Genomic DNA, 13619 nt, shown 5'->3' with positions numbered 1-13619 from the left:
TACCTAACATTCTAAATAAAATAATTTTTCTTGTTGTCATAAATGAATTAATAGTAAACTATTTATGAGTAGACGTAATCAAATGATTAAAAATTCTTAGATTGCGATTTGAAAATAATAGGGGATGTTTAGGATGGTAACAAAATTTGAAGAATTTGCGTATACACGACCTGAATTCGAACAGATTGAAACGCAATTTAATGAAGCATTAACTGAGTTTAATGACGCCGAAACTGTTGAAGTACAAAGTGAAGCAATGAAGCAAATCAATGATATCAGAAACCATGTGGGAACGATGATGAACATTGTCTACATCAGAAATTCAATTGACACAAATGACGAGTTTTACAAAGCGGAACGGGACTACTTCGATGAACTAAGTCCAAAAGTAGATGATTTAATTACAAAATATTATAAGTCACTGGTGAGCTCATCTTTCCGTAACGAGTTGGAAGAAAAGTGGGGCACTCAATTATTTGCCATTGCGGAAGCACAGATTAAATCTTTTTCTTCTGAAGTCATTCCAATGATGCAAAAAGAGAATAAACTATCATCAGAATATCAACAATTGATTGCGTCTGCCAAAATCAATTTTGAAAATGAAGAGCGCACCTTGGCACAGATGCAACCATTCACTGAATCTACAGACCGTGACATGAGGAAGCGGGCAAAAGACGCTTACTTCAGCTTTTTCGCAGAAAACGAAGAGCAACTCGATCGGATTTATGATGATTTGGTAAAAGTTCGGACGGAGATTGCCCGTACATTAGGATACAAAAACTTTGTGGAACTGGGCTATTATCGTATGATTCGCACAGATTATGACGCGAAAATGGTCATGAACTTCCGTGATCAGGTCAAGGATTTCATTGTTCCGTTGGCATCCAAGTTAAAAGAACGTCAACAGGCTCGCATCGGGGTGGATGATTTCAAATACTACGATGAATCAATCAATTACAAAACCGGAAATGCCACACCTAAAGGTTCGCCGGAGTGGATCATTGATGGCGGCAAAAAAATGTATGATGAATTGTCGAAGGAAACGAGTGAATTCTTTGATTTCATGATAGACAATAATCTGATGGATCTTGTCGCGAAAAAAGGGAAAGCAAGCGGTGGGTACTGTTCGTATATCGAAGATTACAAAGCACCTTTCATTTTTTCTAACTTTAACGGTACATCTGGAGATATAGATGTTCTCACACATGAAGCGGGACATGCATTCCAAGTGTATTCAAGTCGTCATTTTGAAATCCCTGAATATAATTGGCCAACATACGAAGCATGTGAAATTCATTCTATGAGTATGGAATTTCTTACGTGGCCTTGGATGGAAAACTTCTTTAAGGAGGATACGGATAAATACAAATTCTCCCATTTAAGCGGTTCGCTTGAATTCTTGCCATATGGGGTAGCTGTGGATGAATTCCAACACTTTGTTTATGAAAATCCGGAGGCATCGCCAGCTGAACGTAAAAAGGCTTGGAGTGAGCTTGAGGAAAAATATTTGCCACACCGTGATTATGACGGTAATGACTACTTAAACAGAGGTGGGTTCTGGCAACGACAAGGCCATATTTATCAAAGTCCGTTCTATTACATTGATTATACATTGGCTCAAATCTGTGCATTCCAGTTCTTCAAACGAACGTTAGAAGACCGTGAGCAAGCTTGGGCAGATTATGTACACTTATGTAAAATTGGAGGAAGCCTGTCGTTTACAGGACTTGTAAAAGAAGCCAACTTGATTTCACCATTCGAAGATGGTTGCGTTGAATCCGTAATCGGACCAATTGAACAATGGTTAAATTCTATTGACGATAAAGCACTTTAAGGGCTGTTTAATGATGTGCGCAAATGCATGATAAGCAACCAACAACATCGTTTAACAAAGCTGAAAAGAGACAAGGCCTCGCCAAATTTGGCGAGGCTTTTTATTTTGGCTTCATTTTAATATTTTCTATTATTAACCCTATTCTTGGAACGGGGTTAGGAATTACGATGAAAGATGAAGGAGTATTTCATTTGGAATTTTCTGAAATTATTATTGACATCTAACTCTCCCGCCATTAATCTAAAGTAAGTATTACAGAATTGTAGTAAAACGTATATAAAGTGTTATATATATAAAACGAAATGTTTTTTTACTGTGCTATTAAAGAACGAACGATAATATAGGGGGGAAATGATAATGTCTCATGATCGGGAAATGTATGACGTAACGATTATTGGGGGAGGACCCATCGGTTTATTCTCCGCCTTTTATGCTGGGCTCCGTAATATGTCCTGCAAAATTATTGAAAGCCTCCCGCAACTTGGAGGGCAATTGTCTGCATTGTATCCAGAAAAATATATTTACGATGTTGCCGGTTTTCCGAAAATATCTGCACAAAAACTTATTGATAACTTACTAGAACAAATGGGTCAATTTGAACAAACAATCTGTTTGAATCAAGAGGTGGAGGCACTTGAAAGACAAGCCGATGGCACATTTAAGCTTATAACGAGTAAAGGCATACATTATTCAAAAACCATATTGATAACAGCAGGGAATGGAGCTTTCCATCCTAAGAAGTTGGATATGGAAAACACATTAAAATTCGAAGAAAGTAATCTGCATTATTTAATCAATGATTTACAACAATTTGCCGGAAAAAAAGTGCATGTTTTTGGTGGCGGGGATTCTGCAGTTGACTGGGCGCTAATGTTAGAGCCAATCGCAGAGAAAGTATCCATAGCTCACCGTCGTGATAAATTTCGCGCACATGAAAACACAGTGGAAAAGATGAAAAACTCCTCTGTTACAGTTCTGACTCCTTTCATTCCTGCAGAGTTTAATGGAGAAGACAGTATTACACAGGTTGTATTGAAAGAAGTAAAAAGCAACGAAACAACTATCATTGATGTAGATGCTGTACTTGTCAATTATGGTTTTGTATCATCACTTGGTCCTATCAAGAACTGGGGCATGACTCTTGAGAAAAACAGCATTGTTGTAAATTCAAGAATGGAAACTGGCATTCCTGGCATTTTCGCTGCGGGAGATATTTGCACATACGAAGGCAAAGTAAAACTGATTGCTTCAGGTTTTGGAGAGGCTCCAACAGCAATTAGCAATGCAAAAGTTTATATTGATCCATCTTCAAAAGTTCAGCCACTTCATAGTACGTCAGTTATGGAAAAGGTGAATTCTGAAACTGCAGAATTGGTGAAATAATAAATATATAAAATAGACATTCGATTCAATGTAACAAAGTAATTAATTAACGTATATATAACGTTATGGGAAAGATCAACTACGCATATCTTTAGATAAGGAGGGTTCAATATGACAAATGTAAACACCCCAAATGAAGAAAAACAGTATACACATTTTATGAAACGCATTGAAGCTGGTGACAAAATTGAAGCGGATGACTGGATGCCGGAAGAATATAGACAGACACTCATAAAGCTAATTTCGATGCACGGCATGAGCGAAATTATGGGAGCTTTACCTGAAAAAGAATGGGTACCTAAAGCTCCTTCTTTGAACCGGAAACTCGGTATTATGGCAAAGGTACAGGACGAGATGGGGCATGGGCAGCTTCTGYTTCGTGTAACGGAGGACTTACTGACACCATATAACAAAACCCGTGCAGACTTAATGCAGGATCTATTTAATGGAGATTTGAAGTTTCATAATGTTTTTCATATGGAAACGAAAACATGGGCGGATGCAGGGATTATTGGATGGCTAGTTGACGGTGCCGCGATTATTACCCAAACAGATATGCTTAAAGCTTCATATGGTCCGTACGCAAGAGCACTGCAACGAATCTGTGCAGAAGAAGTATTCCATGCTCAACATGGTGAATCCATCATCTTAGCGTTAGCTGAAGGAACAGATGAACAGAAAGCGATGGTTCAAGAGGCACTGAATCGTTGGTGGGAACCACTTCTTATGTTCTTCGGGCCAGCTAGTAAGGAAACGACCGGTTCATCCAAACAAGATTTAACAATTAAATATAAAATCCGGACTAAAACAAATGAAGAATTTAGGCAAATCTTTTTTGATAAATACATGCCACGAATACTTTCACTGGGATTGACCATACCGGATCCGACCTTCCATTTCAACAAAGATAGCAATTTATGGTCCTATCAGCAGCCGGATTGGAATGAATTTAAGAAAATCATTAAAAATCAGGGGCAACGTTCGGAAGCACGACTGAATCTACGCCGACATTCTTATGAATATAATTCATGGGTACGGGATGCACTCAGTGCGAATATAAGTTAATGAAAGGAGTCAGGTGAAGTGGAAGAAGAGAAAACATTTTATCAGGAATATGAAATTTTTAGCAAACGAACACCGAGCTCAGCTTTCCAGCACCAATTCAGTTTACTGGCTCCGAATGAAGATATGGCGCTAATTTTAGCGCAGGAAAACTTTATGCGACGTGAGCCTGTTGCAGACATTTGGATCGTCAACCGTAAGCACATTAAACGAATGAATGCTGAAGAAAAATTGACACTTAACCGGCTAGAAAACAAAGAATACCGCACGACCAAAGGGTATGGTTACTTGAAAAAGAAATGGCGTCAATATGAACAGGAAATGCTGGATGAAAAAGAAATCTTGTCATGGGGAGGCGATAGAAAATGAACAATGCTGACTCAGTGATGAGCCCGGAATATACAGAAGCTGTAAAAAATTTGTTATTCCAGTTGGCTGATGATGACTTTTTATACTCGTTTCGTGGATCGGAATGGTTAGGACTTGCTCCTCATATCGAAGCGGACATCGCTTATTCTTCAATCAGCCAGGATACGATGGGGCATGCTGCAATGTATTACTCACTTCTTGAAAATCTGGGTGCAGGAAAAGCTGATGATCTGGCTCATTTTCGCCTGGTAGCGGATAGAAAAAACAGTATTTTAACAGAACGCGTGAACGGGGAAGGATATTATTTGGAAACTCCCCATTATGATTGGGCATATGCGGTTGCACGAAGTTATTTATATACACAAGCGAAAAAAGTGAAAATCGACTCTTTATGCGAAAGCTCCTACCAACCTCTTGCGGAAGTAGCTGTAAAAGTGAGAATGGAACTTTATTATCACCGCCTGCACTGGGATACGTGGTTCAAGCAATTGATGAATTCTACAGATGTAGCAAAAAAGAAAATGAATGATGCAATCTCCCGAGTGATGGATGATTTCGGAGATGTTTTCTCTTACGGCGATCAAAAACAAGCGATCGAATCTAGTGGGCTTATCGGCAGTGAGGAAGAATTGAAACAAAAATGGCAAATAAGCATCGAACCAATGATGCTAGCGGTGCACATGCAAATGTTGAAAATTCCTGATCATCCAGTAAAAAACGGACGAAATGGACAACACACAAAAGATCTGGAGGAGGCTCTAACAACTCTTTCAGAAGTTTACAAGCTCGATACAGCCGCCGTCTGGTAAAAGATCGGGAAAGGAGGAGGCAACATGACTGCATTTACAGAAGTGTCGGTTGAGCGGATTTATGAAGCTCTGCTGAACGTGAAAGATCCAGAAATAGACACGGTCAGCATCTTTGATCTCGGCATGATCGGTGAAGTTACGACGAATGGAAATCATGTGAAAGTTGTTCTTCTGCCAACCTTTTTAGGATGTCCCGCACTAGAAATTATCAAGAAAAATACCATAAGTGCTATAAAAGAATTACTAGATGTCGGTGAAGTTGAAGTGGAATTCGCATTACATCCACCATGGACATCAGATCGTATCACAGAAAAAGGGCATAAGAATTTAAGGGCGTTTGGAATTGCACCACCTCCGCGYCATTTTAAAGAAGATGGAAGTTGGCATGTTGATTGCGCCTATTGCGGATCCACCTACGTGACCATGGACAATATCTTTGGACCAACCGCATGTCGAAGTATTCTATATTGCAAGAGTTGCAAAAACGTATTTGAGGCCATGAAACCGGTCTCTATCAACATGTAAAGTGAGGAGAAAATAATGGCTAAATTAATCGCATTATACAAACACCCTGAAAACAAAGAGGCTTTCGATGATCATTACTTCAATGTCCATGGACCGCTGACAGCAAAAATTCCTGGTCTGCGCGAAATGAAAGTGACCAAATTCAGTGGTTCTCCAATGGGAGGAGAAAGCAAATATTACCTTATGTGCGAGATGGTTTACGATGATATGGAATCAATGCAACAAGGTATGCGTTCTGCTGAAGGTAAAGCTTCCGGTAAAGACCTAATGGGGTTTGCTGGGAATCTAGTAACGTTGATGATTGGTGAAGAGGCGTAATGAACGCGTTTGAATTCATTGAAACTTCCATTGAAGGAAACGTGGCGTTAATCGAGCTGAATCGCCCGCGTCAGTTAAATTCCTTGAACCGGAAAATGGTAAGGGAACTGGTCGAGGCGATGGAAGGTTTTGATCGAGATGACCAGGTGCGTGTGATGGTGTTGGCTGGTAAGGGCCGAACTTTCTCGGCAGGAGCGGACATCGACGAAATGACGAATGATGATTCAATTAGTCTGGAACTGCTGAATCAATTTGCCGATTGGGATCGGTTGGCCCTCATTAAGAAGCCGATTATTGGTGCTGTAAAAGGATTTGTTTTCGGCGGAGGATTCGAGCTTGCTCTATGTTGTGACGTTCTAATTACAGCCAGTGGGACAGAGTTTTCATTCCCTGAAGTAGGTCTTGGTGTCATGCCCGGAGCAGGTGGAACACAGCGCTTGACGAAACTTGCCGGACGTACAAAAGCTTTGGAGTGGCTATGGACGGGCGAGCGTATTTCAGCAAATGAAGCTTTAAAATATGGAGTCGTCAATAAAATTGTGGCACCAGAACTACTGATGGAGGAGGTAATGAAGTTTGCAAACAGACTTGTCAAGCAACCGCCTCTTTCCTTACGTCTTATCAAAGATTCTGTAAACAAGGCAGTTGATTCCTCCTTACTTGAAGGCATGCAGTATGAAAGGAAAAACTTCTATTTGCTGTTCTCAACTCAGGACCAAAAAGAAGGCATGAATGCGTTTGTTGAAAAGAGAAAACCGGATTACAAAGGGAAGTAAGGAGTGTGTTGAATGTTTGAGACGATCCGTTATGACGTCAAAGACGGTATTGCATGGCTCTATTTAAATAGACCGGACAGTTTGAACGCATTTGTCGCTCAAATGAACCGTGAAGTAAAAGACGCACTCAAAACTGCCTCTAACGATGAACAAGTTCGATGCATTGTCATTTCAGGCGAAGGACGGGCATTTTGTTCTGGACAGGATTTATCGGAAGTCGATGAAAAAATGGATCACGGTCAAGTCTTGCGTGACCATTATGGCCCGATGATGAAGCAAATCAGGCAGTGTGAAAAACCAATTATCGCAGCTGTAAATGGAGTTGCGGCGGGAGCTGGCTTCAGTTTAGCACTTGCTTGTGATTTCAGGCTTGTCTCAGAGCGAGCAAGTTTTATTAATGCGTTTATCCATGTTGGTCTCATTCCCGATTCAGGGAATCTCTATTATTTAACACGCCTGGTGGGTGAAGCGAAGGCTATAGAACTTTCAATATTGGGTGAAAAAGTGAAAGCAGAAGAGGCATTTAATATGGGACTGGCAACACAACTTATCTCAGCGGAAAGCTGGGAAGAAGATGTAACTGCTTTTGCAAAACGTATTGCCTCTTTACCGACGAAAGCAGTCGGATTGATTAAACGGTATTTGAAAGCGGTTCCAGAACTTTCGTTTGAAGATTACCTTGAACATGAAGCTCAAGGGCAACGGATAGCAGGACTTACAAAAGATCACCGTGAAGGTGTCAATGCATTTATGGAAAAACGAAAACCTGTCTTTTCAGGACAATAGGGGGAGTAATGACATGGCAACGATCAAAGAAAATCAACTTGAGCAAGAATCAATGAAACGTGATTTTTATCATTTAATTATTAATGGTGAAAAAGTGAACAGTAGCAATGGTGAAACGATTAAAACTTTCAATCCGGCTACTGGTGAATTGATTGCGGAAGTGGCAAAAGCTTCTAAAGAAGATGCTGAAAAAGCAGTTGAAGCGGCACGTAATTCTTTTGACCATGGAAAGTGGAAGCTCTATCCGATTGGTCGACGAGCGCAGGTATTGAATAAAATTGCAGGAATCATGCGCTCTCGTTTCAATGAGCTGGTGGAATTGGAAATGCTTGATACTGGTAAATCGCTTCATGCAGCACAAGGGCAAGTGTCTCAAGCCATCGAAGATTTTGAGTTTTACGCAGGCGCAATCGTTGGGCATCGCGGCACAGTAAATAACGTACCGGGTCAATTCCACAACTATACGGAGAAAGAGCCCGTTGGAGTTTGCGCTCAAATCATTCCCTGGAACTATCCGTTAATGATGGCAGCATGGAAAATCGCACCTGCAATAGCTGTAGGATGTTCAGTAATTGTCAAACCGGCATCTCTTACTCCACTTACTGCAATTATCCTTGGAGAAATCTGTCTCGAAGCAGGGGTTCCTGCTGGTGTAGTTAACGTGATTCCGGGATCAGGATCTGAAGTCGGAAATTTCTTAGTAGAACATCCACGAGTAAATAAAGTTGCCTTTACAGGTTCTACACCAATCGGTAAAGACATTATGGGTAAAGCATCTGAAACATTAAAACGCGTGACATTGGAGCTTGGCGGTAAATCTCCAAGTCTAGTATTCGAAGATGCAGATATTGATGCTGCGGTTGATGGTTCATTATTTGGCATTTTCTATAATTCGGGCCAATCATGTGAGGCACGTTCTCGTTTATACGTCCATGAAGACATTTACGATGAATTCATGAACAAGTTTGTAGAAAAAGCGAAGAAATTACAGATGGGCAATCCGTTTGATAAAGGTACACACGTGGGAGCCATTATTGATCAAGCACAACTTGAAACAATTGCTGGCTATGTCCAATCCGCTAAAAATGAAGGAGCGGAAATCCTTGTCGGAGGAAATATCGCGAAACCAGAAGGCTATGAAAATGGTTTCTGGTATGAGCCGACAATCATCGCAAACGTTAATCACGACATGAAGGCTGTAACAGATGAAATCTTCGGACCGGTTGTCGTTGTGATGAAATTCAAAGATGAAAAAGAAGCGATCCGCCTAGCAAACGATACTGAGTTCGGATTAGGTTCAGCTGTCTGGTCTAAAGATGGAGCACGTGCTACTCGCGTTGCCAATCAGATTCAAGCTGGAATCGTTATGGTCAACTGTCCGTTCTCTGCTTTCCCAGGAACGCCTTTTGGCGGCTATAAACAATCCGGATTCGGGCGCGAACTATGCATAGAAACATTGGACCTTTATACAGAAACGAAAAGTATTTTATCGTACTATGGTAGCCGTCCTTTAAATCCGTTCGGTCTATAGAATCTTTTAAATGACGGACAGGGAGTTATCTAACCCCCTGTCCGTATTCTTTCACCTCAAAAGGAGGAATATCTCGTGATTAACCGTATTGTTGTTGTCGGTTCAGGTTTGATGGGCAGAGGAATTGCCTATGTTGGCGCAGTTGGTGGTTATGACGTAACTGTAGTCGACATCCATGAAAATGCATTGGAAAATGCAAAAAAGGAAATTGAACGGATGTTTGAAAAAGGGTTAGCACTTGGGAAAATAACTTCTGATCATGCTTCAAATGCATTGCGGAACTTAAGTTTTCAACCTGACTTATCCGAAGCTGCACGAGAAGCAGATTTGATTATTGAAGCGGTTCCTGAAGAGATTGCTATAAAAAAACGAGTGTTTGAAACAATGGAAGAACACGCACCTGCTCATTGTTATTTCGCGACGAATACGTCAACGATGAGTCCCACAGAAATCGCTTCATTTGCAAAACGACCTAATAAAACGATAGCGATGCATTTTTTCAATCCTGTACATAAAATGCCGCTTGTTGAAATTGTCCGTGGCTTGGAAACGAGTGATGAAACTGCCAAAACAATCAAAGAAGTTGCAGAAAAGATGGGCAAGGAAACGGTTGTTATCAATGAATTCCCGGGATTTGTTACAAGTAGGATCAGTGCCCTCGTTGGCAACGAAGCCTTCTACATGCTTCAGGAAGGACTTGGCACACCTGAAGAGATTGATAAAGCAATTAAGCTCGGCTTAAATTATCCAATGGGTCCATTCGAACTTGTAGATTTGGTGGGACTCGACACTCGCCTAAACAACTTAAACTATTTACATGCAAAGCTCGGGGAGAAATACCGCCCGGCACCGCTCCTTGAACAATATGTCAAAGCGGGACGTCTCGGACGAAAAACCGGCAAGGGTGTATACGACTATACAATAGAAGAAGAGTGGGTCAAGAAATGAGAGAAGTGGTCATCGTAGACGCAGTAAGAACACCTATTGGAAGATATAACGGTGCATTAAAAGATGTGCGACCTGATGACTTGGGAGCAGTCGTGATCAAGGCATTGATTGAGCGTAATCCAGGTCTGGTAACTTCACAAATTGAAGAAGTTGTTTTAGGGAATGCCAATCAGGCAGGTGAAGATAACCGAAATGTTGCACGTATGTCTGCATTATTAGCTGGGCTTCCGGTTGAAGTGGCAGGCACGACGATAAATCGTTTATGTGGTTCAGGTCTTGATGCTGTTATGTATGCAGCGAGAGCCATTGCAGTGGGAGATGGAGATGTTTACATCGCTGGTGGTACTGAAAGCATGACGCGCGCACCTCTGGTCATGGCAAAACCAACTCAAGCATTCCCCAGAGGCAATATGGAATTGCAGGATACAACAATTGGTTGGCGCTTTACCAATAGTAAGTTAAAAGAGATGTACGGAACGGACTCGATGCCCGAGACTGCGGAAAATGTAGCACAGCGGTTCAAAATTACACGAGCGAGTCAGGATCAATTTGCTTTTGAAAGCCAGCAACGAGCTAAAAAAGCATTGGAAGAAAACCGTTTTGCTGATGAAATTGTTCCGGTTGTTTATGTGGACCGAAAAGGAAATAACGTAGTGGTGAATCAGGATGAGCATCCTCGTCCGGATACTACTTTTGAGAAACTCAGTCAGCTGAAACCGATTTTTAAAGATGGTACGGTTACGGCAGGGAACGCTTCAGGGGTCAATGACGGTGCGTCTGCTTTGTTGCTGATGAGTGCAGAAAAAGCGAAAGAATTGAACTTAACTCCTCTGGCGAAATACGTGGCCGGTGCTACAGCTGGCCTCGAACCAAATGTGATGGGGCTAGGTCCTATTTATGCGACGAGAAAAGTATTGGAACGAACCGGTCTGACTGCAAATGATATTGGATTGGTTGAATTAAATGAAGCTTTTGCCTCACAATCGCTTGAGTGTATAAAGCAATTAGAGCTGGACGATATAAAAGTGAATGTTAATGGTGGTGCGATTGCTTTTGGTCACCCTCTTGGTGCCAGTGGCGCTAGAATATTGACCACACTTTTATATGAAATGAAGAGACAGAACGTTCAATATGGCCTAGCTACGATGTGTATCGGAGTCGGTCAGGGAATCGCAGCAATTATCGAGAATGTATCGGAATAAGTCCAAATAAGGCTGCCGCTTAGATATAAAAATGTCAACATTTCACAGGGAAAACGGGTATTTAACAGCATTTACTTATAATGCTGATAGTTCTGTAACTAATTTCCGTGATTGAATAAAGCAAGACTTGAATGATTTTAAACTGCTGCACTTATTATTTGGAGGGAGGAGCAGTATGTCAACTGTTCTGTATAGAAAAGAAAACCATATCGGGTATGTGACCATTAATAGAGAACAAGCTTTGAACTGCTTTAATTTCGAAACGCTCCAGGAACTGCAATCGGTGACAGATTCAATCTCTCTTGATCCAGATGTTCGTGTTGTTATTTTCACTGGAGCTGGGGATAAAGCATTCAGTGCCGGAGCCGATTTAAAAGAACGCAAGACGTTGACTGAAACCGAAGTTCGAAGAAATGTGAGAGCTATTAGAGATGTATTTAATAGCATCGCAAATCTTCCTCAGCCCACGATTGCTGCCGTAAATGGCTATGCTTTTGGTGGGGGTTTTGAATTGATGATTGCCTGTGATTTTTCAATTGCAGCACAAGATGTTCAGATGGGATTAACCGAAACAAGCTGGGCCATCATCCCAGGTGCTGGGGGAACTCAACGACTTCCAAGACTTGTAGGAGAAATGAAAGCAAAAGAACTGATTTTCACGGCTAGAAAGTTCACAGCTGAGGAAGGTGTCGAACTTGGCATCATATTAAAAGTCGTAGAGAAAAAACAGTTGCTAGAAACTTGCGAGCAGTTTGCTTTAAATATGATGAAAAATGGTCCTGTTGCGATTAAACAGGCAAAGTACGCTATTTCAACTGGAATGAATACAGACTTGCAGACAGGATTAGCTATTGAGTCGAAAGCTTATGAGTTGGTGATTCCGACTACTGATCGTATTGAAGCTTTAAACGCATTTAGTGAAAAACGTCATCCAATATTCACTGGGAATTAATGTTCATTTTTGTAATATAACGATATAATGAAAAATGGAATAAATCTTGATATACGTTGAATAGCAAAAAAGAAAGAGTGAATTGAATTGGCAAACACACAATCCATGATTTTTACAATTTATGGTGATTACATCCGGCATTACGGAAACAAAATATGGATTGGTAGTTTAATTCGCCTGTTAAAAGAATTTGGACATAATGAACAATCCGTGCGCGTAGCGGTTTCCAGAATGATGAAGCAAGGATGGATTGAGTCCGAAAAAAAAGGCAATAAGAGTTATTATTTCTTGACCTCACGTGGTGAAGCTCGTATGGAAGAAGCGGCAGTCCGCATATTTAAATTAACACCAGACGAGTGGGATGGAAAATGGCGTATGCTGATGTATACAATTCCTGAAGAAAAGAGACAGATTCGCGATGAACTTCGTAAAGAACTGTTATGGAGCGGGTTTGGCAGTTTTTCAAACGGTTGCTGGATTTCACCGAACAATCTTGAAAAAGAAGTGAATCTTCTAATTGAAAAGTACGAGATTCAAGATTATGCAGATTTCTTCGTGTCCTCATATAAAGGACCGCAAGCAGATCGATCACTCGTCGAAAAAAGCTGGCCCCTTCAAGAGATAGAAATGAAATATCAGGAATTCATTTCGACTTACAGCAAACAGTTCATCGTACATCAAAGCATGATGAGCAAAGGCCAGATGTCGGATGCCGAATGTTTTGTGGAACGCACGAAGCTTGTTCATGAATACCGAAAATTTCTCTTCGCAGATCCTGGACTTCCAAAAGAGTTGCTTCCAGAAATATGGAATGGTCATCATGCGGCTCTGTTGTTCGAACAATACTATAAATTGCTCGCTCAATCAGCAAGTCAGTTCTTCGAAGTGGTATTCCAAGAAGACAATGATATGCGGTGGAAAGACAAATCATATGATGCGGATGACCATCCTTTAATGAGTGAATGAGTCAAAAGGGATTTTTAATTAACAAATGAAACCATTCCTCTCAAACAATAAATATGTAATAAAGACTACCAACAAATTATAAATTGATTTGTTGGTCATTTTTTATTTATATGAAATCGAAATAATAGCCATTGTGTGGAGCTTGATTAGTTGAAGAA

The 13619-nt window shown here is 40.8% G+C and carries 15 protein-coding genes; all 15 read left to right on the top strand.

All coding sequences use genetic code 11. From position 1 onward, the window contains the following. Window positions 1-133: 133 nt before the first annotated feature. On the top strand, window positions 134-1834 hold the full coding sequence (locus AC1DSK_RS15175) for a M3 family oligoendopeptidase (protein WP_477547584.1): 1701 nt from the start codon (window positions 134-136) through the stop codon (window positions 1832-1834). A 23-nt stretch (window positions 1835-1857) separates the two neighbouring features. Next, window positions 1858-2058: a hypothetical protein gene (locus tag AC1DSK_RS15170; protein ID WP_477547583.1), complete on the top strand. Its 201-nt coding sequence runs from the start codon at window positions 1858-1860 to the stop codon at window positions 2056-2058. A gap of 133 nt (window positions 2059-2191) precedes the next feature. After that, complete coding sequence (locus tag AC1DSK_RS15165) at window positions 2192-3217, top strand: NAD(P)/FAD-dependent oxidoreductase (RefSeq protein WP_477547582.1); 1026 nt, start codon at window positions 2192-2194, stop codon at window positions 3215-3217. Window positions 3218-3328: 111 nt separating this feature from the next. Continuing rightward, a complete protein-coding gene (gene paaA, locus AC1DSK_RS15160) occupies window positions 3329-4282 on the top strand; it encodes a 1,2-phenylacetyl-CoA epoxidase subunit PaaA (protein WP_477598348.1) in 954 nt (317 codons plus the stop codon). Window positions 4283-4300: 18 nt separating this feature from the next. Next, the gene (gene paaB, locus AC1DSK_RS15155) at window positions 4301-4648 is read left to right on the top strand and encodes a 1,2-phenylacetyl-CoA epoxidase subunit PaaB (protein WP_477547580.1); all 348 of its coding nucleotides are present in this window, start codon (window positions 4301-4303) and stop codon (window positions 4646-4648) included. Then, window positions 4645-5457: a 1,2-phenylacetyl-CoA epoxidase subunit PaaC gene (paaC, locus tag AC1DSK_RS15150; protein WP_477547579.1), complete on the top strand. Its 813-nt coding sequence runs from the start codon at window positions 4645-4647 to the stop codon at window positions 5455-5457. Before paaB ends, paaC begins: the two co-directional genes overlap by 4 nt. A gap of 24 nt (window positions 5458-5481) precedes the next feature. Then, complete coding sequence (paaD, locus tag AC1DSK_RS15145; RefSeq protein ID WP_477547578.1) at window positions 5482-5982, top strand: 1,2-phenylacetyl-CoA epoxidase subunit PaaD; 501 nt, start codon at window positions 5482-5484, stop codon at window positions 5980-5982. Between the two features lie 15 nt (window positions 5983-5997). Beyond that, complete coding sequence (locus AC1DSK_RS15140) at window positions 5998-6300, top strand: EthD family reductase (protein ID WP_477547577.1); 303 nt, start codon at window positions 5998-6000, stop codon at window positions 6298-6300. Then, window positions 6300-7076 (top strand): enoyl-CoA hydratase/isomerase family protein, encoded by a 777-nt coding sequence (locus AC1DSK_RS15135; protein WP_477547576.1) that lies wholly within the window; start codon window positions 6300-6302, stop codon window positions 7074-7076. Before AC1DSK_RS15140 ends, AC1DSK_RS15135 begins: the two co-directional genes overlap by 1 nt. Window positions 7077-7088: 12 nt before the next feature. After that, window positions 7089-7862, top strand: a complete 774-nt coding sequence (locus AC1DSK_RS15130; RefSeq protein ID WP_477547575.1) for an enoyl-CoA hydratase-related protein — start codon at window positions 7089-7091, stop codon at window positions 7860-7862. Between the two features lie 13 nt (window positions 7863-7875). Beyond that, entirely contained in the window at window positions 7876-9393 is a 1518-nt protein-coding gene (locus AC1DSK_RS15125; RefSeq protein WP_477547574.1) for an aldehyde dehydrogenase family protein, read from the top strand. A 75-nt stretch (window positions 9394-9468) separates the two neighbouring features. Continuing rightward, window positions 9469-10341 (top strand): 3-hydroxyacyl-CoA dehydrogenase, encoded by an 873-nt coding sequence (locus tag AC1DSK_RS15120; RefSeq protein WP_477547573.1) that lies wholly within the window; start codon window positions 9469-9471, stop codon window positions 10339-10341. Beyond that, on the top strand, window positions 10338-11543 hold the full coding sequence (locus tag AC1DSK_RS15115) for an acetyl-CoA C-acyltransferase (RefSeq protein WP_477547647.1): 1206 nt from the start codon (window positions 10338-10340) through the stop codon (window positions 11541-11543). The genes AC1DSK_RS15120 and AC1DSK_RS15115 overlap by 4 nt, the downstream gene beginning before the upstream one ends. A 175-nt stretch (window positions 11544-11718) precedes the next feature. Continuing rightward, entirely contained in the window at window positions 11719-12495 is a 777-nt protein-coding gene (locus AC1DSK_RS15110; RefSeq protein ID WP_477547572.1) for an enoyl-CoA hydratase-related protein, read from the top strand. A gap of 105 nt (window positions 12496-12600) precedes the next feature. Beyond that, window positions 12601-13461, top strand: a complete 861-nt coding sequence (gene paaX, locus AC1DSK_RS15105) for a phenylacetic acid degradation operon negative regulatory protein PaaX (protein ID WP_477547571.1) — start codon at window positions 12601-12603, stop codon at window positions 13459-13461. The last annotated feature ends 158 nt before the right edge of the window (window positions 13462-13619 follow it).

The sequence above is a fragment of the Paenisporosarcina sp. P4_B8 genome (assembly GCF_056402175.1).
The sequence above is the reverse complement of the archived record's forward strand: the minus strand, read 5'-3'. Positions and strand labels throughout refer to the sequence as shown.

Bases quoted from the DNA above. Each gene is read 5' to 3' on its own strand.
- paaC (WP_477547579.1), top strand. From the start codon at position 4,645: ATGAACAATGCTGACTCAGTGATGAGCCCGGAATATACAGAAGCTGTA.
- AC1DSK_RS15115 (WP_477547647.1), top strand. From the start codon at position 10,338: ATGAGAGAAGTGGTCATCGTAGACGCAGTAAGAACACCTATTGGAAGA.
- AC1DSK_RS15165 (WP_477547582.1), top strand. From the start codon at position 2,192: ATGTCTCATGATCGGGAAATGTATGACGTAACGATTATTGGGGGAGGA.
- AC1DSK_RS15110 (WP_477547572.1), top strand. From the start codon at position 11,719: ATGTCAACTGTTCTGTATAGAAAAGAAAACCATATCGGGTATGTGACC.
- AC1DSK_RS15170 (WP_477547583.1), top strand. From the start codon at position 1,858: ATGCATGATAAGCAACCAACAACATCGTTTAACAAAGCTGAAAAGAGA.
- AC1DSK_RS15130 (WP_477547575.1), top strand. From the start codon at position 7,089: ATGTTTGAGACGATCCGTTATGACGTCAAAGACGGTATTGCATGGCTC.
- paaX (WP_477547571.1), top strand. From the start codon at position 12,601: ATGATTTTTACAATTTATGGTGATTACATCCGGCATTACGGAAACAAA.
- AC1DSK_RS15125 (WP_477547574.1), top strand. From the start codon at position 7,876: ATGGCAACGATCAAAGAAAATCAACTTGAGCAAGAATCAATGAAACGT.
- AC1DSK_RS15140 (WP_477547577.1), top strand. From the start codon at position 5,998: ATGGCTAAATTAATCGCATTATACAAACACCCTGAAAACAAAGAGGCT.
- AC1DSK_RS15175 (WP_477547584.1), top strand. From the start codon at position 134: ATGGTAACAAAATTTGAAGAATTTGCGTATACACGACCTGAATTCGAA.
- AC1DSK_RS15135 (WP_477547576.1), top strand. From the start codon at position 6,300: ATGAACGCGTTTGAATTCATTGAAACTTCCATTGAAGGAAACGTGGCG.